The sequence below is a fragment of the Paenibacillus sp. KS-LC4 genome, assembly GCF_036894955.1.
In the GTDB taxonomy this organism is placed as follows: domain Bacteria; phylum Bacillota; class Bacilli; order Paenibacillales; family Paenibacillaceae; genus Pristimantibacillus.
The window spans coordinates 338,969-356,053 of record NZ_CP145905.1 but is presented as its reverse complement, the minus strand read 5'-3'; the positions used below and the strand labels follow the sequence as shown (position 1 = coordinate 356,053).

The 17,085-nt window shown below is 48.5% G+C and carries 17 protein-coding genes and 1 tRNA gene; 4 read left to right on the top strand and 14 right to left on the bottom strand.

Translation table 11 applies throughout. The annotated features are described in order from the left end of the window. Positions 1 to 51 precede the first annotated feature (51 nt). Positions 52 to 288, bottom strand: a complete 237-nt coding sequence (gene secG, locus V5J77_RS01620; RefSeq protein WP_338554051.1) for a preprotein translocase subunit SecG — start codon at positions 286 to 288, stop codon at positions 52 to 54. Positions 289 to 399: 111 nt separating this feature from the next. Next, positions 400 to 1,185, bottom strand: a complete 786-nt coding sequence (locus V5J77_RS01615) for a sugar phosphate isomerase/epimerase (RefSeq protein ID WP_338554050.1) — start codon at positions 1,183 to 1,185, stop codon at positions 400 to 402. A gap of 319 nt (positions 1,186 to 1,504) precedes the next feature. Between V5J77_RS01615 and V5J77_RS01610 the strand changes: the two genes are divergently transcribed. Beyond that, the gene (locus tag V5J77_RS01610; protein ID WP_338554049.1) at positions 1,505 to 1,867 is read left to right on the top strand and encodes a hypothetical protein; all 363 of its coding nucleotides are present in this window, start codon (positions 1,505 to 1,507) and stop codon (positions 1,865 to 1,867) included. Between the two features lie 383 nt (positions 1,868 to 2,250). On the opposite strand, the gene eno is transcribed toward V5J77_RS01610, so the two are convergent. From eno to V5J77_RS01580, 6 genes are all read right to left on the bottom strand, one after another. Continuing rightward, positions 2,251 to 3,543 carry a phosphopyruvate hydratase gene (eno, locus tag V5J77_RS01605; RefSeq protein ID WP_338554048.1) on the bottom strand — a complete coding sequence of 431 codons (1,293 nt, stop codon included), beginning with the start codon at positions 3,541 to 3,543 and terminating at the stop codon, positions 2,251 to 2,253. A 33-nt stretch (positions 3,544 to 3,576) separates the two neighbouring features. Beyond that, positions 3,577 to 5,109 (bottom strand): 2,3-bisphosphoglycerate-independent phosphoglycerate mutase, encoded by a 1,533-nt coding sequence (gene gpmI / locus V5J77_RS01600; protein WP_338554047.1) that lies wholly within the window; start codon positions 5,107 to 5,109, stop codon positions 3,577 to 3,579. A gap of 1 nt (position 5,110) precedes the next feature. Then, positions 5,111 to 5,866, bottom strand: coding sequence for a triose-phosphate isomerase (tpiA, locus tag V5J77_RS01595; RefSeq protein ID WP_099517683.1), 756 nt, complete (start codon positions 5,864 to 5,866; stop codon positions 5,111 to 5,113). 30 nt (positions 5,867 to 5,896) lie between these two features. Then, complete coding sequence (locus V5J77_RS01590) at positions 5,897 to 7,078, bottom strand: phosphoglycerate kinase (protein ID WP_338554046.1); 1,182 nt, start codon at positions 7,076 to 7,078, stop codon at positions 5,897 to 5,899. Positions 7,079 to 7,536: 458 nt separating this feature from the next. Then, the gene (gene gap / locus V5J77_RS01585; RefSeq protein ID WP_338554045.1) at positions 7,537 to 8,541 is read right to left on the bottom strand and encodes a type I glyceraldehyde-3-phosphate dehydrogenase; all 1,005 of its coding nucleotides are present in this window, start codon (positions 8,539 to 8,541) and stop codon (positions 7,537 to 7,539) included. 117 nt (positions 8,542 to 8,658) lie between these two features. Further along, the gene (locus V5J77_RS01580; protein ID WP_338554044.1) at positions 8,659 to 9,696 is read right to left on the bottom strand and encodes a sugar-binding domain-containing protein; all 1,038 of its coding nucleotides are present in this window, start codon (positions 9,694 to 9,696) and stop codon (positions 8,659 to 8,661) included. 251 nt (positions 9,697 to 9,947) lie between these two features. Between V5J77_RS01580 and V5J77_RS01575 the strand changes: the two genes are divergently transcribed. Together V5J77_RS01575 and clpP are read left to right on the top strand one after the other, a co-directional pair. Further along, positions 9,948 to 10,019, top strand: a tRNA-Arg gene (locus V5J77_RS01575). A gap of 230 nt (positions 10,020 to 10,249) precedes the next feature. After that, positions 10,250 to 10,831 carry an ATP-dependent Clp endopeptidase proteolytic subunit ClpP gene (gene clpP / locus V5J77_RS01570; protein ID WP_056032494.1) on the top strand — a complete coding sequence of 194 codons (582 nt, stop codon included), beginning with the start codon at positions 10,250 to 10,252 and terminating at the stop codon, positions 10,829 to 10,831. 192 nt (positions 10,832 to 11,023) lie between these two features. Here the strand turns inward: clpP and V5J77_RS01565 are convergent, their stop codons facing one another. From V5J77_RS01565 to V5J77_RS01545, 5 genes are all read right to left on the bottom strand, one after another. Continuing rightward, the gene (locus V5J77_RS01565) at positions 11,024 to 11,293 is read right to left on the bottom strand and encodes an HPr family phosphocarrier protein (protein ID WP_046234108.1); all 270 of its coding nucleotides are present in this window, start codon (positions 11,291 to 11,293) and stop codon (positions 11,024 to 11,026) included. A gap of 97 nt (positions 11,294 to 11,390) precedes the next feature. Beyond that, positions 11,391 to 12,320 carry a DNA-binding protein WhiA gene (gene whiA / locus V5J77_RS01560; protein WP_338554043.1) on the bottom strand — a complete coding sequence of 310 codons (930 nt, stop codon included), beginning with the start codon at positions 12,318 to 12,320 and terminating at the stop codon, positions 11,391 to 11,393. Positions 12,321 to 12,326: 6 nt separating this feature from the next. After that, entirely contained in the window at positions 12,327 to 13,313 is a 987-nt protein-coding gene (locus tag V5J77_RS01555; protein WP_338554042.1) for a YvcK family protein, read from the bottom strand. A gap of 12 nt (positions 13,314 to 13,325) precedes the next feature. Next, the gene (gene rapZ / locus V5J77_RS01550; RefSeq protein WP_338554041.1) at positions 13,326 to 14,213 is read right to left on the bottom strand and encodes an RNase adapter RapZ; all 888 of its coding nucleotides are present in this window, start codon (positions 14,211 to 14,213) and stop codon (positions 13,326 to 13,328) included. Positions 14,214 to 14,266: 53 nt separating this feature from the next. Beyond that, positions 14,267 to 15,217 carry an ROK family glucokinase gene (locus V5J77_RS01545; RefSeq protein WP_338554040.1) on the bottom strand — a complete coding sequence of 317 codons (951 nt, stop codon included), beginning with the start codon at positions 15,215 to 15,217 and terminating at the stop codon, positions 14,267 to 14,269. A 160-nt stretch (positions 15,218 to 15,377) separates the two neighbouring features. Between V5J77_RS01545 and V5J77_RS01540 the strand changes: the two genes are divergently transcribed. Continuing rightward, positions 15,378 to 15,944, top strand: coding sequence for a glycerol-3-phosphate responsive antiterminator (locus V5J77_RS01540; protein WP_338554039.1), 567 nt, complete (start codon positions 15,378 to 15,380; stop codon positions 15,942 to 15,944). Positions 15,945 to 16,109: 165 nt separating this feature from the next. Here the strand turns inward: V5J77_RS01540 and trxB are convergent, their stop codons facing one another. Continuing rightward, positions 16,110 to 17,057 carry a thioredoxin-disulfide reductase gene (gene trxB, locus V5J77_RS01535; protein WP_338554038.1) on the bottom strand — a complete coding sequence of 316 codons (948 nt, stop codon included), beginning with the start codon at positions 17,055 to 17,057 and terminating at the stop codon, positions 16,110 to 16,112. Positions 17,058 to 17,085 lie beyond the last annotated feature (28 nt).

The following is a 17,085-nucleotide window of genomic DNA, read 5'->3' as shown; positions in this document are numbered from 1 at the left end:
AACAAAAAAAGTGGAGGAAGCTCCCCCACTTTTCGCATTCATGACAAAATATTACTGTTGTACGACATAAGCAACAATAAGCGACAGGACGAAAAATCCAACAGCCAATGCAATCGTCAAACGTTGCAGGAACAAGTCCAAACCACGAGCTTTCTGTTTGCCGAACAAGTGCTCAGCGCCGCCACTGATGGCTCCGGACAATCCCGCGCTTTTACCTTTTTGCAGCAATACGACAGCAATTAGGCCAACCGAAAAAATAACCAGTAGTATTTTCAAAGCTATATCCATTCAATCCACCTCCAGCATAGGAGCTCCATTAAAACATATAAAATGATTGTATCACAGCGTTTTGCTGAAAACAATACTTTGCTGTTTTACCCTGACATTTCCTGTTAACGGCTACCCTTTTGCTGGCTGCTTTTTTTTCATAAGCCTTTGCATAAAATGAAAGCTCATCTCTGCGCTTTTGAGTGACGTTTCCGTAAACTGCTGCTGCTCGATAATGATATATTTTACTCCCGATTGCTTAACCACCTCATACAGCTCGGCGTAACCCACATCCCCTCTCCCCAGCTCCGTATCCTTGCGCCCCACCTGAAAATCCTTAAAATGGACAAGCGGCAACCGATCCGAATAATACCTCACGTATTCAGCAGGATCATAACCCGCCATGTATATCCAGCCCAGATCCAGCTCTGCTTCCAGCAGGTCTTCGGGAACAAGCTCCAGCAGGTGGACATATAGCGGCTTGCCTTCAACCTTTTTCCAATCCGCATCGTGGTTATGCAGACATAGCTTCATACCCTGCTGCTTCGTCTGCCAAGCGCATCGCTCCAAAATCTCCGCCAAATATTTGATATCGTCCATTTTTGGCACTTCTGGCACCGGAACCCACGGCACGACCATATATTTAAGTCCCAGCTCATTGGCATATTCAACCTGCCTCTCGAAGTCTGAAGGGATTTTTTTCGAATTTTCAAAATTAAGCGGAATATGGGCGGACGGCGCCACAAGCCCCAGTGCATCCAAACGTTCTTTCAGTCTTCTTGCCGGTGTGTGAAAATAGCCCCCGAATTCGACTGCCTTATAGCCGATCTCAGCGACCTTATCCAGCGATCCCAATAGATCGCTTTCCGTAATATCCCGCAAGGAGTACATTTGCAGGCTCAGCACTTGTGCATCCAATAAATAACACCTCCTTTTCTACTCAAAACCAGCAACCATTTATAGAACAGGCTCGTCATTAGAGGTAACCAAGCAAAAACGACTTCGTCGTCTTTCTAGGACGTGCGAAGAGCTTTGTCGGAGAAATATAAGCCTATTTATAAGTGCAAAACTTATAAATTCTTATATTTCAAGGTGAAGCGGCTGTCGCCGTCCTCTGGCGGCACAGCACGTTTTGGTCCGGGAAATAGAGAGAAAGGATGGCGAAATCATATCCTTTCCTATATTTCAAAAACCGGGCGTGGATTTACACACTACTTATGCAGAGGGGGATACTGCTATGTTTATTATTATTTGCTTGGCCGGGATTATCCTAACCATGATTGTTCTCAAAAAAGCGGGCGCCTTATACATCTATTCCAAAGGTGTCTTCCTTTCCGTCATCCTTACTCTTATAGCCGCAATAGGTCTTTCACAAAATTATTTATATAGTCTGATTCCCTCATTTGAGGATGGGATTACAGTTTCTAATTTTATTGCTTATTGGATTATAGGGGATGATGGTTGGTCGATTCGGCTGTTTCAGCAGTATTCGGAAGGCTCGTTATTGCTTGCTATAGGTTTGCTGGTTGTCTACATTGTTGTGCATCGTGTGGAGTTGGCTGTTGAGTTGGCTGTTGGACGTAGAACGGTACGGCGGTAGGTGGAAGGCTGCTTAAAAGGATCTGCGCTGCGTAAAAGGGTTGGGGTTCGATCGCTGTTGCCCATTGAATTCCCCGAACAATAAGTGCTTTAACGGTAGAATTCCATAGACACCAGCATATGCTTACGAAGCTGCTTTCCTACGGAAAGCTTTAAGCGAACGCTGCGCTTCTCCACCCCAACCCTTTTACTCCGCTTGCCTTTTCAACAGCCTTCTACCCCTTTAAACCTTATTACTTACCAAAAACCCCTGCTCCACAATATTTGTGGGCAGGGGTTTTTGAAGTGCATTGAAGCCTATTCGCATTGATGCTTGCTCACCTTGAAAAGGTCAGAATCAGAGTACTGGCTGATCATAATGAGCAAGTAGTCATTGGTTTGGGCTTATTTGAAGTTTTTAAGGTTGTAGAATGCGGATTTGCCAGCGTATTGAGCTGTAGCACCCAGTTGGTCTTCAATACGAAGCAATTGGTTGTACTTCGCTACGCGGTCTGTACGGGATGGAGCACCTGTTTTGATTTGACCAGCGTTTGTTGCAACTGCGATGTCAGCGATTGTGCTGTCTTCGCTTTCGCCGGAACGGTGGGAGATAACTGCTGTGTAACCAGCGCGTTTCGCCATTTCGATTGCGTCGAAAGTTTCAGTCAAGGAACCAATTTGGTTAACTTTAACCAGAATCGAGTTACCTACGCCTTTGTCGATACCATCGGACAGACGCTCAGTGTTTGTAACGAACAGATCGTCACCAACGAGTTGAACTTTGTCGCCCAATTTTTCAGTAAGCAATTTCCAACCATCCCAATCGTCTTCGGAGCAACCGTCTTCGATTGTGATAATTGGGTATTTTTCAACCCATGAAGCAAGCAGGTCAACGAACTCAGCAGGCGTGAAGGATTTGCCTTCGCCTTCCAGGTGGTATTTGCCATCTTTGAAGAATTCAGTCGAAGCTACGTCCATACCGAGGAATACGTCAACGCCTGGCTTGTAGCCTGCGCTCTCGATAGCGGAAATAATTGTAGTAATTGCTTCTTCGTTGGAACCAAGGTTAGGAGCAAAGCCGCCTTCGTCGCCTACAGCTGTGTTCAGGCCTTTGTTTTTCAGAACCGATTTCAGGCTGTGGAAAATTTCAGCACCGATGCGAAGAGCTTCTTTGAACGTTGGAGCGCCAACTGGCAGAACCATGAACTCTTGAACGTCGATGTTGTTGTCAGCGTGCTCGCCGCCATTGATGATGTTCATCATTGGAACTGGCAGAACTTTAGCGTTGAATCCGCCCAGGTAAGTGTACAGGGATACGTTCAGTGCATCAGCAGCAGCGCGAGCTACAGCCATAGATACAGCAAGAATCGCATTAGCGCCCAGCTTAGCTTTATTCGGCGTACCATCAAGCTCGATCATTTTACGGTCGATAGCTACTTGATCAAGAGCGTCCAGACCAATGATTTCAGGAGCGATAACCGTGTTCACGTTATCTACTGCTTTTTCTACGCCTTTACCAAGGTAACGGCCTTTGTCGCCATCACGAAGCTCAACTGCTTCGTATGCGCCAGTGGATGCGCCGGATGGAACGATAGCGCGGCCTTGGCCGCCGGACTCTAGGGATACTTCTACTTCTACTGTTGGATTACCGCGGGAATCCAATACTTCGCGTGCATATACGTCAACGATAATAGACATGTTTGAACACTCCTCTTAGTTTGATGATCGTTACTACTTCTGAATCAGGGAAACTCCCGTCATTTCAGCTGGCTTGGAAAGCTGCATCAGATCAAGCACCGTTGGTGCAAGGTCTGCCAAAATGCCGTCATTGCGCAGCGTCGCTCCAGCAACCGTCACAATGCAAGGCACCGGATTAGTTGTGTGCGCCGTGAATGGACGTCCATTTTCATCAAATACCATATCGGCATTGCCATGGTCAGCTGTAATAATACATACGCCGCCTTTAGCAAGCACAGCTTCAACGACTTGACCCAAGCATGCATCCGTTGCTTCCACCGCTTTGATCGTCGGCTCCAGCATGCCGGAGTGACCTACCATATCAGGGTTGGCAAAATTCAGGATGATTGCATCATGCTTGTCTGCCTCAATCTCGCTGACTGCTGCCGCCGCTACTTCATAAGCGCTCATTTCTGGCTTCAGATCATAAGTCGCTACTTTAGGCGAATTGATCAGAATGCGAGTCTCGCCCGGCAATTCATGATCACGGCCACCGCTGAAGAAGAACGTTACATGCGGATATTTCTCCGTTTCCGCAATGCGAAGCTGCTTCTTGCCATTTTGCACCAGCACTTCACCAAGCGTATTATCCAGGTTTTTCGGCGAATAAGCGACAAAGCCGCCAATCGTCTCGCTGAACAGCGTCAAGCATACGAAATACAGATTTTTAGGAGCTTGCTCCCCACGTTCAAAGCCGCGGAAATCCTCATTCGTAAATACTTGACCCAGTTGAATCGCACGGTCAGGACGGAAGTTGAAGAAAATAACGGCATCCTCCGACTCGACAAGACCCACAGGTTTGCCATCCTCGCCCACGATAACCGTTGGCATAACAAACTCATCATAAACGGATTTCTCGTACGATTCAACTATCGCCTTAAGCGGATCGTTATATTGCGGACCTTCGCCATATACCATAGCGCGGTAAGATTTCTCTACCCGCTCCCAGCGCTTGTCGCGGTCCATTGCATAATAACGTCCTTGCACCGTGGCGACTTGGCCTACGCCAACCTCTTCGATTTTAGCGAGAAGCTGCTCCATATAACCCTTTGCACTATCAGGGGCAACGTCGCGGCCATCAAGGAATGCATGGATATATACATCCTCAAGTCCCTCTTTCTTCGCCAGATCAAGCAAGGCAAACAAATGAGCAATGTGGCTGTGTACGCCGCCATCGGACAGCAGGCCGTACAGGTGAAGCTTCTTGCTATTTGCTTTTGCATGGCGCACGGCGCCAAGCAGCGTTTCATTGTCGAAAAACTCGCCATCGCGAATCGACTTGCTGATGCGAGTCAAATCCTGATAGACGATGCGCCCAGCGCCGATGTTCAAATGACCAACCTCGGAGTTGCCCATTTGTCCATCCGGCAAGCCTACCGCTTCACCGCTCGCTGTAAGCTGCGTATGAGGGTAAGTCGACCAATAACGGTCGTAGTTAGGCTTTTTTGCTTGGGCAACTGCATTGCCTGTCACGTCATCGCGCAGACCAAAGCCGTCAAGAATAATTAATGCAACTGGAGCAGCCATCTTACTTGGCCCCCTCGATCAGTGCGATATAGGAAGCTGGCTCAAGGCTAGCTCCGCCTACAAGCGCGCCGTCGATATCTTGCTGACCCATATATTCAGCAACATTGTTAGGTTTAACGCTGCCGCCGTATTGGATACGAACCGCTGCTGCTGTTGCATCGTCATAAAGACCAGCAATTACACTGCGGATATAACCGATAACGTCTTGTGCATCTTCAGAAGTCGACGATTTGCCTGTGCCAATCGCCCAGATAGGCTCATAAGCTACGACTACTTCAGCTGCTTGCGCTGCGGACAAGCCTTGGAATGCCGCTACCGTCTGCACGTTGCACACATTTTTGGTTTCGCCAGCTTCGCGCTCCTCAAGCTTCTCGCCTACACATACGATAGGAGTCAGCTCATGCTTGAATGCTGCATGTACTTTTTTGCTAACGATTTCGTCAGTCTCAGCAAAATAAGCACGGCGCTCGGAGTGGCCGATAATGACGTATTTTACGCCCAGGTCTTTCAGCATTACGCCGCTGATTTCGCCTGTGAATGCGCCATTGTCTTCAAAGTGAAGATTTTGTGCGCCAATTGCGATAGTCGTTCCTTTAGCTGCTTCAACAAGGGAAGGAAGCGCAGTGAACGGCGCGCAGATTACGCTCTCTACGCCGTCAACCTCTGCTTTGCCTTTTACATCTGCGAAGAAAGAAGCTGCTTCGGAAACCGTTTTGAACATTTTCCAGTTGCCTGCAATAATTGGTTTTCTGCTCATGTATTTACCCTCCTGTACTGTATGGGTTGCTTATTTATCGTTAAGAGCTACAACGCCCGGCAATGCTTTGCCTTCCATGAATTCCAAGGAAGCGCCGCCGCCAGTGGAAATGTGGTCCATTTTGTCAGCAAGACCGAATTTCTCAGCTGCTGCTGCCGAATCGCCGCCGCCGATAACCGTGTAGCCAGTTGTTTCTGCACATGCTTTCGCTACTGCTTGTGTACCGTGGGAGAAAGGCTCGATTTCGAATACGCCCATTGGTCCGTTCCAAACAACCAGCTTAGAGTTTTTGATCGTTTCTGCGTAAATTTCGCGCGTTTTAGGACCGATGTCAATGCCTTCCCAATCAGCTGGAATACCGTCAACGTCAACGACTTGCGTATTGGCGTTTTTGCTGAAATCATCAGCGACAACGATATCAACCGGAATAAGGAAGTTTTTGCCGAGTTTTTTTGCTTTTTCGATGAACTCAAGCGCAAGATCCAGCTTGGAGTTGTCGACGAGCGATTTGCCGATTTCATGGCCTTGTGCTTTGAAGAATGTATAGGACAAGCCGCCACCGATGATGATGTTGTCGGCGATTTCGATCATTTTGTTGATAACGTCGATTTTGTCTTTAACCTTCGAGCCGCCAACGATAGCTGTGAAAGGACGCTCAGGGTTGTTCAGCGCTTTGCCAAGAACATCAAGCTCTTTCTCCATCAATAGGCCGGATACTGCTGGCAGGTGGTGCGCAATGCCCTCAGTCGAAGCGTGGGCACGGTGAGCGGCGCCAAATGCGTCATTCACATAAAGATCAGCTAGCTCAGCGAAAGCTTTCGCCAGCTCAGCATCATTTTTCTCTTCGCCCGCATGGAAACGAACGTTTTCAAGCAGCAATACATCGCCAGCGTTCAAAGCCGCGATTTGCGCCTTAACATTTTCACCGATCGACTCATCTGCTTTTACTACAGGCTTGCCAAGCAGCTCGGACAGACGCGCTGCCGATGCTGTATGACGAAGCTCTTCTACAACTTCACCATTTGGGCGGCCCAGGTGGCTTGCCAAAATAACTTTCGCGCCTTTTTCGATCAAGAAGTTAATCGTAGGAAGCGTCTCACGGATACGCTTGTCATCGGTAATTTTACCATCTTCGAGCGGTACATTGAAATCAACGCGTACGAATACCCGTTTGCCTGCTACTTCTACGTCACGAACACTTTTTTTAGCCATGAATGTAACCTCCTGATTTTAGCGTGCAAAGCTTGTTATTAGGGCGTGTCTGAGAACTCTGAGGGCAGCCAATTTTGCCGAATTTTCGTTCCATGCAAGGCGCGTTTGTGAAGGCGTACCGGGGGTACGTCAAACAAACGGAACGATGCAGGGGGCGGAAAGGCGGTGAAAGGGGCCACTGAACGGGTTTTCAGACATGCCCTAGCTATATTCAAACAAAAAGAAGCGTTCCCTCTTTATCAAAAGAAGGAACGCTCCCTCTTGGCGCGCGGCCCAAAGGGTCGCGAACCTGAAGGCGCGCTTTGTCGTGAAGACAAAATCGCGCCCCGTTAAGGTTTCGCTTGAATCGCATACGATGCCCCGGGAGCGCCGCGGATTAAGCGTATCCCGCAGCCGGTGCAAGACCGGCCTGGGACGTAAAGCGTTCCATGTAATTGTGGGGGATATTTCCCTTGCTCTTACAGACCTTTGCTTGCGATATAAGCAGCGAGGTCAACTACGCGGTTCGAGTAGCCCCACTCGTTGTCGTACCAAGAAACAACTTTAACCATGTTGCCTTCAACAACCATAGTCGACAAACCGTCGATTGTGGAAGAAGCTGGATCGTGGTTGTAGTCGCTCGATACAAGCGGCAATTCATTGTAGTTCAAGATGCCTTTAAGAGCGCCGTCAGCAGCTTCTTTCAAAGCAGCGTTAACTTCTTCAACGGTTACGTTAACTTTCAGCTCAGCTACCAGGTCAGTTACGGAAACGTTAGGTGTAGGAACACGCATAGCCATACCGTTCAGCTTGCCTTTCAGCTCAGGAAGTACCAGGGATACCGCTTTAGCAGCACCAGTGGATGAAGGAATGATGTTCTCAGCAGCTGCACGAGCACGACGAAGGTCTTTGTGCGGCACATCAAGAACGGATTGGTCATTTGTGTACGAGTGGATCGTTGTCATCATACCTTTAACGATGCCGAATTTATCGTTCAATACTTTTGCAAACGGAGCTAGACAGTTCGTTGTGCAAGAAGCGTTGGAGATGATTGTGTGGGAAGCTGCATCGTATTTATCTTCGTTAACGCCGATAACGATTGTGATATCTTCGTTAGTAGCAGGAGCGGAGATGATAACTTTTTTAGCGCCGCCTTTAAGGTGAAGCTCAGCTTTATCCTTAGCTGTGAAAATACCAGTGGACTCAACAACGATTTCAGCGCCTACAGAAGCCCAAGCCAGGTTTTCAGGGTTGCGCTCAGCGAAAACTTTGATTTCGCGGCCGTTAACTACGATCGCGCCTTCTTTAGCTTCAACTGTAGCATCAAGAGTACCGTGAGTTGTGTCATATTTCAAAAGGTGAGCCAGTGTAGCTGTGTCTGTCAAATCGTTTACTGCTACGATTTCAACATCAGCGTTGTTCAGAGCTGCGCGGAATACGTTACGACCAATACGACCAAAACCGTTAATACCTACTTTAACCATTGTTGTTTCCTCCTAAAGTGTGTTTGGGATAAAAAAATATATTTCAAGACATTTCGCATGCCGAGTGCCATTGTCTCGCCCGGCGCGAAGCATCAAGATCACTTGCCAAAAATATGATTATGGATCCGATTCTTCGATTATTGCAATGATTTCTAATGCGGCAGCCTCATCGGTAACTAAAACATCATTGTGTCCAAAGCGCATCACTGCTGCGATCGCTTCGCCTTTGCTTTTGCCTCCAGCTACTCCGATAACAACTTCAGTCTTAACAATATCCTCGAGCCGTAATCCTACCGTCGGCATCTTGTGGACGACCTGCCCTCTGCGGTCAAAATAAAAACCGTAGGCTTCTGCAAGCGCGCCCTCCGCTTCAATACCCTGCATCGTCGCCTCATCAAGCTTCCTGCGCCGAGCCATCACCATAGCGTCTCCGATGCCGTGCACGACAATACGCGCCCTGCGGATCACCTCTATAATGTCCTGGATATTCGGTTCCTGCATAATGGGAGCATAAGCTTCCTCTCCAAGATGGTCAGGAACGTGAAGCAGCCGATAATTGGCACCTGTTCGCTTCGCCATGGTGGAAGCAATCGTATTCGCCTGATAGTCGACGCTTTCGCCAAGTCCGCCTCTTGCTGGCACGAACCAATTGGTTTTGAGCGGCGCCACAGCCGAAAGCTGATTCGCTACCTGAGCCGTCGTCGTCCCGCCTGTAACGGCAATGACATCGCCTTGCTCCATCGCTTTACGCAGCACCTGTCCTCCTGCTCTGCCAAGCTCCCGCTTCGTCTGTGCGGATACATCAGAGTCGCCAGCCACAACTACAACCTGACTAAGGCCAAAAAAACTTCTGATCTTCTCCTCAAGCTCAGACAAGCCGAAAATCGTCGGCACAAAAGGCTCAAACTGTTCAAGCAGTTCTTTGCCAGGTTCGCTGATCCTCATGCCGGAAGCATGGATTTCAAGCAAGCCCTGTGACTTTAGAAAGTCTGTTTCTGCTCGCAGCACCCTCTCCGTCATACCAAGCGTTGTCGCAAGCGTTCTGCGGCCGATGAGATCAGAGAGCATAACCTGGTGCAGTATCCTGTAGCGCTTCCTCATCACGTCGAGCAAATCTGGCAGAAGCTGCTGCTGCAATTCAATCATTTGGCGCATCTTCTAATTATTCACTCCACCCGTACTAAGTTAAGCGAAACTGATACTCAAGCATTGCGGTGGACATGAAACGTCCCACACTCCCGTTTTAAGTCCCACCTCTATTTTACCGAACTTGATCTCACATTTCAAGTCAACAATTTCATATGAAACCGTTTACTGACACGTTTTTTTCAAATTTATTTTTGTTAGCTGGCTTGATTTCTATACGTATTTAACCTATACTAAATCTTGCTGTTACTTTTATACATGCGCCCGTGGTCCAATGGATATGACGTAGGCCTCCGGAGCCTGAGATCTAGGTTCGATTCCTAGCGGGCGCGTTCTGATTGACTGATACCAGCTTACAGCAAGCAATAGGCGTTTATGATGCCGACAATGTGGCCACCCTGATGAAAGGGTGGTTTTTTTATTTCATTTTTCAGCTATGAAATGGCTGGTGCCTGAGAAAAATCTGATTTGTCTGACTATCTTTGACTTTTAACTTTTTATCCGCTATTATGTTGTTACGGCAATATCAATCTTGTTATTTTTCGGAGGAGGTTTACAGGATATGAATTTCGTTCCTATGGTTATTGAGCAAACTAATCGCGGAGAGCGCTCCTATGACATCTATTCCCGGTTATTGAAGGATCGTATTATCTTCTTGGGCTCGGGCGTCAATGACGTTGTAGCCAACTCCATCATCGCACAGATGCTGTTCCTGACAGCAGATGACCCTGAGAAAGACATCTCCCTTTACATTAACAGCCCTGGCGGTTCGATTACCTCGGGTATGGCTATCTATGATACGATGCAATACATCAAGCCTGACGTATCTACCATCTGTGTAGGTATGGCAGCGTCGATGGGCGCTTTCCTGCTTGCAGCAGGCGCCAAAGGCAAGCGTTACGCACTTCCGAACAGCGAGGTTATGATTCACCAGCCGCTGGGCGGCGCTGAAGGCCAAGCGAGCGACATCGAGATTCGTGCTCGCCGCATTATCAAAATGCGCGATCACCTGAACGGCATCCTATCCGAGCGCACAGGCCAACCGCTTGAGCGCGTGGAGAAAGACACCGATCGCGATTATTTCATGAGTGCAGCAGAGGCTTGTGAATATGGTCTCGTTGACAAGGTTATTGAGAAAATCTAAATCATCCATTAATCCTATGGGTGTATAAACAAAACAAACCCGGTTCAGGCGAATCGGGTTTGTTTTGTTATGAGCTTCTATTTCAGTATGCGTATCACGCAAAAAAACCGCCCCTGGATCAATCTGATCCAAAAGGCGGCATAGCCAACAGATATGGTTACGAGCAGACGAGTCTCTGCTGCATACGGCTTTTTATTGGTTCTCGAGCTCTTCCTTGCTGACTAATGCAGCTAAAGCGTTTACAGCCTGTTCTGCGTCCGAACCTTCCGCACTAATGAAAACTTCAGTGCCCGAGCTGATTGCCAAGCTCATAATTCCCATAATCGATTTGGCATTCACTTTCTTGTCGTCTTTCTCGACAAATACTTCAGATGAAAATTTATTAGCTTCTTGTACGAATAATGCTGCTGGTCTTGCATGAAGACCCGTTTTTAGTCGAACGACAACCGGAAGCCTTGTCATGGAAACCATACCCCCTATATCTTATTCAATCCTTAATTATGCCGATAATTTTAAACTCATTGTATCATTATACCATCGGAAACATGAAGTTAAAAGTTTAGCCGTTGCGTATTTTTTCAGCAAGTTCGTCAATTTTGCGAAGCCTGTGGTTTACGCCTGACTTGCTCACTGACCCTTTGAGCAGTTCTCCAACTTCCTTCAGGTTCAGATCGGGATGCTGCAAGCGGATTTCAGCGACTTCCTTGAGCTTATCCGGCAAGTTTTCAAGCCCTAGCTCGCGGTCCAGCAATTTGATATTATCAATCTGCCGCACGGAAGCGCCGATGGTCTTGTTCAGGTTCGCTGTCTCGCAATTGACGATTCGATTAACGGAATTGCGCATGTCGCGCATAATTCGAACATCCTCGAATTTAAACAGCGCCTGATGAGCGCCAATAATATTCAGCAACTCAATAATTTTCTCGCCTTCCTTAATGTAAAAAATAAAACCTTTCTTCCGCTCGATGCAGCGGGCATTCAGCTCGAACTTATTGGCCAGCTCCACTAATGAGCCGCAATACTCCTCATACATCGAAGAGATTTCCAAATGGTACGAGGAGCCCTCAGGGTTATTCACTGAACCTCCAGCAAGGAATGCGCCACGCAAATAGGAACGTTTGCAGCACGATTTCTTAATCATCGCCTTATCAATTCCGGAGTTGAATACGAAGCCCTCTGAAACGATATGAAGCTTGCTTAATATAGATTGTACCATTGTTGGTATACGTACGATATACACATTGTTCTTTTTCAGCCGCATTTTTTTCCGAACCAACAGCTCGGTGTGTACCTCAAAGTGCTTTTTGACCAGAGAATAAATACGACGGGCTATTGCAGCATTTTCTGTTGAGATGTCCAAAATGACTTTGCGGCTGGATAAGCTGACAGAACCATTCATCCGAATGAGCGCGGATAGCTCTGCAAGCTCACAGCAGGAATCCGCTTCAATAAGCGTGAGTTCCTTTTTTGTTTGTGCCGCAAACGACATGGTTTGTCACCTCTTTCTAATTATCCAGTTTTCCACTAGCTTATAAATATGATGGCTTAGACGCTCGGCATCATGCCTTAGAAACGTCTGGAATAAAACAAAACGATCCGCAATAATCTCGCAGCCCTTGCTGCGAATAGCTTCCAAATCAATAGCGACGGGCTTTGCGCCCATCTCTGCATATTTGGCTTCCACTTGCGGTGAAATTTCACCATTGTTCACAATGACATAATCGAATAATTGCAGGCCGATGTGGGCCTCAATCGCATTCATATGATCCGATACCGTATAATTGTCCGTCTCACCCGGCTGCGTCATCACATTGCATACAAACAGCTTGACGGCGCAAGACTCCGTAATCGCTTGTGCAAGCATCGGAACAATCAAATTCGGCATAATACTCGTATACAAGCTTCCCGGCCCAATTAAGATGGCATCTGCTTGCTCAATCGCTTTGACCGCTTCCGGCAACGCGTGCGCATTCTCCGTATCAATAAATACACGTTTAATCGCTTGACCCGCCTTTGGAATCATCGACTCGCCAATGACGATCGAGCCGTCGGCCATTTCCGCCTTAAGCACAATGGCCTGGGCTGCGGCAGGCAAAACCCGTCCGCGTACCGCCAGTACCCTGCTCAGCTCGCGTACGCCCGTCACAAAATCGCCCGTGATGTCAGCCATAGCAGCCAGCATTAAATTGCCGAGGCTATGCCCGGCAAGCCCTGTACCTGAATTGAATCGGTATTGCAGCACCTCTGCGAGCAGCGGCTCGGTATCAGCAAGCGCCATCAGCACATTGCGAACATCGCCTGGAGGCGGAATTTGCAGCTCATTGCGCAGCACACCGGAGCTGCCGCCATCATCAGCAACTGTGACGATGGCTGTAATATCCATAGGCTTTTCCTTAAGCCCGCGCAGCATAACGGATAATCCTGTACCTCCGCCAATGACCACGATCTTGGGGGGCGCTCCTATTTTGTGCCTGTTCTGCATATGTTCCCTCCGTTAATGCTTGTCGCGGTCGGAATCGCGATGGCTGACGCGTACCCGTTCCGTATCGCTGCTCCCCAGCACACGGCCCAAGTATTCCGAAATCGCCACCGAGCGGTGTTTTCCTCCGGTGCAGCCAATGCCGATAACGACCTGGCTCTTCCCTTCCTTATGATAAAGTGGAAGAAGGAACTGGAGCATGTCAACCAGCTTAGCCAGAAACGCCTGCGTTTCCGGCCATTTCATCACATATTCATAAACCTCTGGCGTCTGACCGGTATTTGGGCGCAGATGCTCTATATAATGAGGATTAGGTAAAAAACGGACATCATAAATTAAATCTGCATCAATCGGAATGCCATATTTGAAGCCGAAGGAAATGACATTGACTGATAAGTTGTTTTGCTCCAGGTTCGTGAACTTGGAAATGATGCGCTCCTTCAACTGCGCGGGCTTGATGCTGCTCGTATCAATAACCAACGAAGCAGACCCCTTCAGATCCTCCAGCATTCTGCGTTCCAGCTTAATGCCGTCCAGCGGCAAGCCATCGGGCACAAGCGGGTGGCGACGGCGGCTTTCCTTATAGCGTTGAACAAGCACGCCATCCGTCGCATCCAGGAACAGTATCTCACAGCTTATGGTAGAATGGTCTTTAATATAACTTAAAGACTCCGCTAAAGCTGTGAAAAACTCCCTGCCGCGCAAGTCAATAACCAATGCAACCTTGCCGATTTTCCCGTTTGATTGCTCAATCAGCTCAGCAAACTTCGGGATAAGTACTGGGGGCAAATTATCGACGCAGAAGAAGCCAAGATCCTCCAGACTTTGTACAGCAATCGTTTTGCCCGCACCTGACATCCCTGTAATAATAACAAGCTTCGCTAGTGCTGCTGCCGTCTCCATCTTCTTCTCCTCCTCACAAGCGGGGAAAATGTCCCTGTTATCCTATGTTATCGCTACGAGCGCAAAATCAATCCAGCAGCGCCAACGACACCTGCATTGTTGCCGAGCGTAGCAGGGATGATTTTCACGCCATCCTGCGCTTCTTTCTGTGTATACTTCTCGAATACTTCGCGAATTTGATCGAACAGAAAATCGCCGGCCTTGGATACGCCCCCGCCAATAATGAAGCATTCCGGATTCAGCACGACGGCCATGAGCGCCATCGAGCGTCCCAAATAATACGCAGCGCGGCTTACAATGCGTATAGCCACTTCATCTCCAGCTTTTGCTGCATCAATAACGTCCTTCGCCATAATGTCCGTCACTTGAGCAAGCGTCGTACGATCGCCACGCTCCACGGCATCCTTTGCCATACGGATAATGCCCGTTGCAGAGGATACAGTTTCCAAGCAGCCCATTTTGCCGCAGCCGCACTGAATGGCTTCCAGGTCCGGCACAATTGCAATATGTCCAAGCTCGCCAGCCATACCCGCAAAACCTTCGACGATTTTGCCGCCGATAATAATACCGCCGCCTACGCCCGTACCAAGCGTATAGCATACGCAGTGATCGATGCCCTTCCCTGCGCCAGCCCAGGCTTCACCCAGCGCTGCCACGTTAGCATCATTGTTAACCAGCACTTTAGTTGCAAGCTTGGCTTCCAAATAATCTTTCAAATTTACGTCGCGAATCTTCAAATTCGGCGCGAACTTAATATAGCCCGTCGGAATGTCCAAGAAACCGGCTATTCCAACGCCTACGCCGCCAACCTGCTCCCATTCATAGGAAGATTCAGCGACGATGGCACGCGCATAAGTGGCAATATTTTCAAGGATGACATCCGTACCTTTACTCGTTTCTGTGGGACCTTCATACGTATGAAGCAAATCCCCGTTCTCGTTGCACAATCCGACCTTAATTGCCGTTCCGCCAACATCGATTCCAACGTAAATCTTTTGAGACATTTGCAGTCCACCTCATTAATATGTTAATCTTCTCTGTCCACTATAAGCGAAGCTCCTCCCTCTGGTCAAGGCGGGAAGCTCCTTGCTGCCGCTGGATTTGCAAGCTTGAGTCCAACCCATATATCCATAATTCACATCCGCGAGAAGGAGGTATTCATCCTTGCCCTTTCACAACCAGCAAATATTGCCTGCTCCAAGAAAAACAAAGGATTTGGAAAAGCTGATGACTTCTGACTTCTCCTATATCGTGCTGCTGGAGACGCATATCAGCCAATTGAAGAGCATTTTTGAGCTGGCCAATGCCCATGGCAAAAAAATTCTGCTCCACGCCGATTTAATTGGCGGTCTCAAAAATGACGAATACGCCGCCGAATATTTGTGCCAGATGATTCGCCCGGCCGGGCTTATTTCTACGCGCAGCGCCGTAATTAGTACCGCAAAGAAAAACGACCTCATTGCGATACAGCGCTTGTTCCTGCTGGACACGCACGCATTGGAGAAAAGCTATGTGCTGCTGGAGCGCACGAAGCCTGACTATATTGAGGTGCTGCCAGGCGTCATGCCGCACATGATTCGCGAGGTTTTCGAGCGGACGGGCATCCCGATTTTTGCTGGCGGACTGATTCGTACTGTAGCAGATGTTGAAAATGCGATTGCGGCTGGCGCTTCAGCAGTGACCACCTCGCGCAGCGAGCTGTGGACGCACTTCGCTTCTAAGAACCAATAGCTTTATTTAGCAGTTCAATAGCGCTCGGCTCCATTTGTACTACCAGCATATGCTTGAGCTTCGTTCTTTTGCTCTAGGGTACGGTTCAGACAAATGATCACACAGCAAATAACCCTTTGCCTTATTTATCCGGCAAAGGGTTATTTGCTGTGCTTTAATTTAAGCTTACAGAGATTGGCTCCAGTCATGCGTCATGCTGCCTTCAAGGAAACGCTCGCAGTCAAGCGCCGCCATACAGCCACTGCCAGCAGCGGTAATCGCTTGGCGATATTTGCTATCCTGCACGTCGCCGCAAGCGAAAATACCCGGGACGTTCGTCTCGGAAGTGCCCGGCTTCACTTTAATGTAGCCATGCTCATCGGTATCAATTTGTCCATTGAGGAAGGCGGTGTTTGGCGTATGTCCGATCGCTATGAAAATACCGTGCGTCTCAATGATTTCTTCACTGCCTGTTTCATTGTTGCGCACTTTAAGACCAGTAACGCCCATTGGCCCAGCTACAACCTCAACTGGCGTACGGTTTAGGCTCCAGTCGATTTTTTCATTTTCGCGTGCGCGGTCCTGCATAATCTTGGAAGCACGCAGCTCATCGCGGCGATTAACAAGCTCTACATTCGTTGCGAAGCGAGTCAGGAAGCTAGCTTCCTCCATAGCGGAGTCTCCGCCGCCAACTACAACGATTTTCTTGCCGCGGAAGAAAAATCCGTCGCAAGTGGCGCAAGTGCTGACACCACGGCCAACGTTTTCTTTTTCCCCAGGAATGCCTAGGTATTTAGCTGAAGCGCCTGTCGAAATAATAAGCGACTCGCCTACGTATTCGCCCTTGCCTTCTACTTGCAGCTTGAACGGTCTCGCGGAAGTATCCACGCTGTTTACCCAGCCTGTAATAAACTCTGCGCCGAAACGCTCCGCTTGCTTGCGCATATTAGCCATCAAGTCTGGACCCATAATGCCTTCTGGGAAGCCCGGAAAGTTCTCTACCTCCGTCGTTGTCGTCAATTGACCGCCCGGCTCCGGTCCTTCAATAACTAGCGGCTTCATGTTAGCACGAGCCAAATAAATCGCAGCCGTCAGTCCCGCAGGACCCGTACCGATAATAATCGCTTTATACATGCTGTAACCCTCCTTCAATTTTGCCCTA

Bases quoted from the DNA above. Each gene is read 5' to 3' on its own strand.
- V5J77_RS01610 (WP_338554049.1), top strand. From the start codon at position 1,505: ATGTTTATTATTATTTGCTTGGCCGGGATTATCCTAACCATGATTGTT.
- gpmI (WP_338554047.1), bottom strand. From the start codon at position 5,109: ATGGCTGCTCCAGTTGCATTAATTATTCTTGACGGCTTTGGTCTGCGC.
- tpiA (WP_099517683.1), bottom strand. From the start codon at position 5,866: ATGAGCAGAAAACCAATTATTGCAGGCAACTGGAAAATGTTCAAAACG.
- clpP (WP_056032494.1), top strand. From the start codon at position 10,250: ATGAATTTCGTTCCTATGGTTATTGAGCAAACTAATCGCGGAGAGCGC.
- whiA (WP_338554043.1), bottom strand. From the start codon at position 12,320: ATGTCGTTTGCGGCACAAACAAAAAAGGAACTCACGCTTATTGAAGCG.
- V5J77_RS01590 (WP_338554046.1), bottom strand. From the start codon at position 7,078: ATGGCTAAAAAAAGTGTTCGTGACGTAGAAGTAGCAGGCAAACGGGTA.
- V5J77_RS01565 (WP_046234108.1), bottom strand. From the start codon at position 11,293: ATGACAAGGCTTCCGGTTGTCGTTCGACTAAAAACGGGTCTTCATGCA.
- V5J77_RS01555 (WP_338554042.1), bottom strand. From the start codon at position 13,313: ATGCAGAACAGGCACAAAATAGGAGCGCCCCCCAAGATCGTGGTCATT.
- eno (WP_338554048.1), bottom strand. From the start codon at position 3,543: ATGTCTATTATCGTTGACGTATATGCACGCGAAGTATTGGATTCCCGC.
- trxB (WP_338554038.1), bottom strand. From the start codon at position 17,057: ATGTATAAAGCGATTATTATCGGTACGGGTCCTGCGGGACTGACGGCT.
- rapZ (WP_338554041.1), bottom strand. From the start codon at position 14,213: ATGGAGACGGCAGCAGCACTAGCGAAGCTTGTTATTATTACAGGGATG.
- gap (WP_338554045.1), bottom strand. From the start codon at position 8,541: ATGGTTAAAGTAGGTATTAACGGTTTTGGTCGTATTGGTCGTAACGTA.
- V5J77_RS01545 (WP_338554040.1), bottom strand. From the start codon at position 15,217: ATGTCTCAAAAGATTTACGTTGGAATCGATGTTGGCGGAACGGCAATT.
- V5J77_RS01580 (WP_338554044.1), bottom strand. From the start codon at position 9,696: ATGCGCCAAATGATTGAATTGCAGCAGCAGCTTCTGCCAGATTTGCTC.
- secG (WP_338554051.1), bottom strand. From the start codon at position 288: ATGGATATAGCTTTGAAAATACTACTGGTTATTTTTTCGGTTGGCCTA.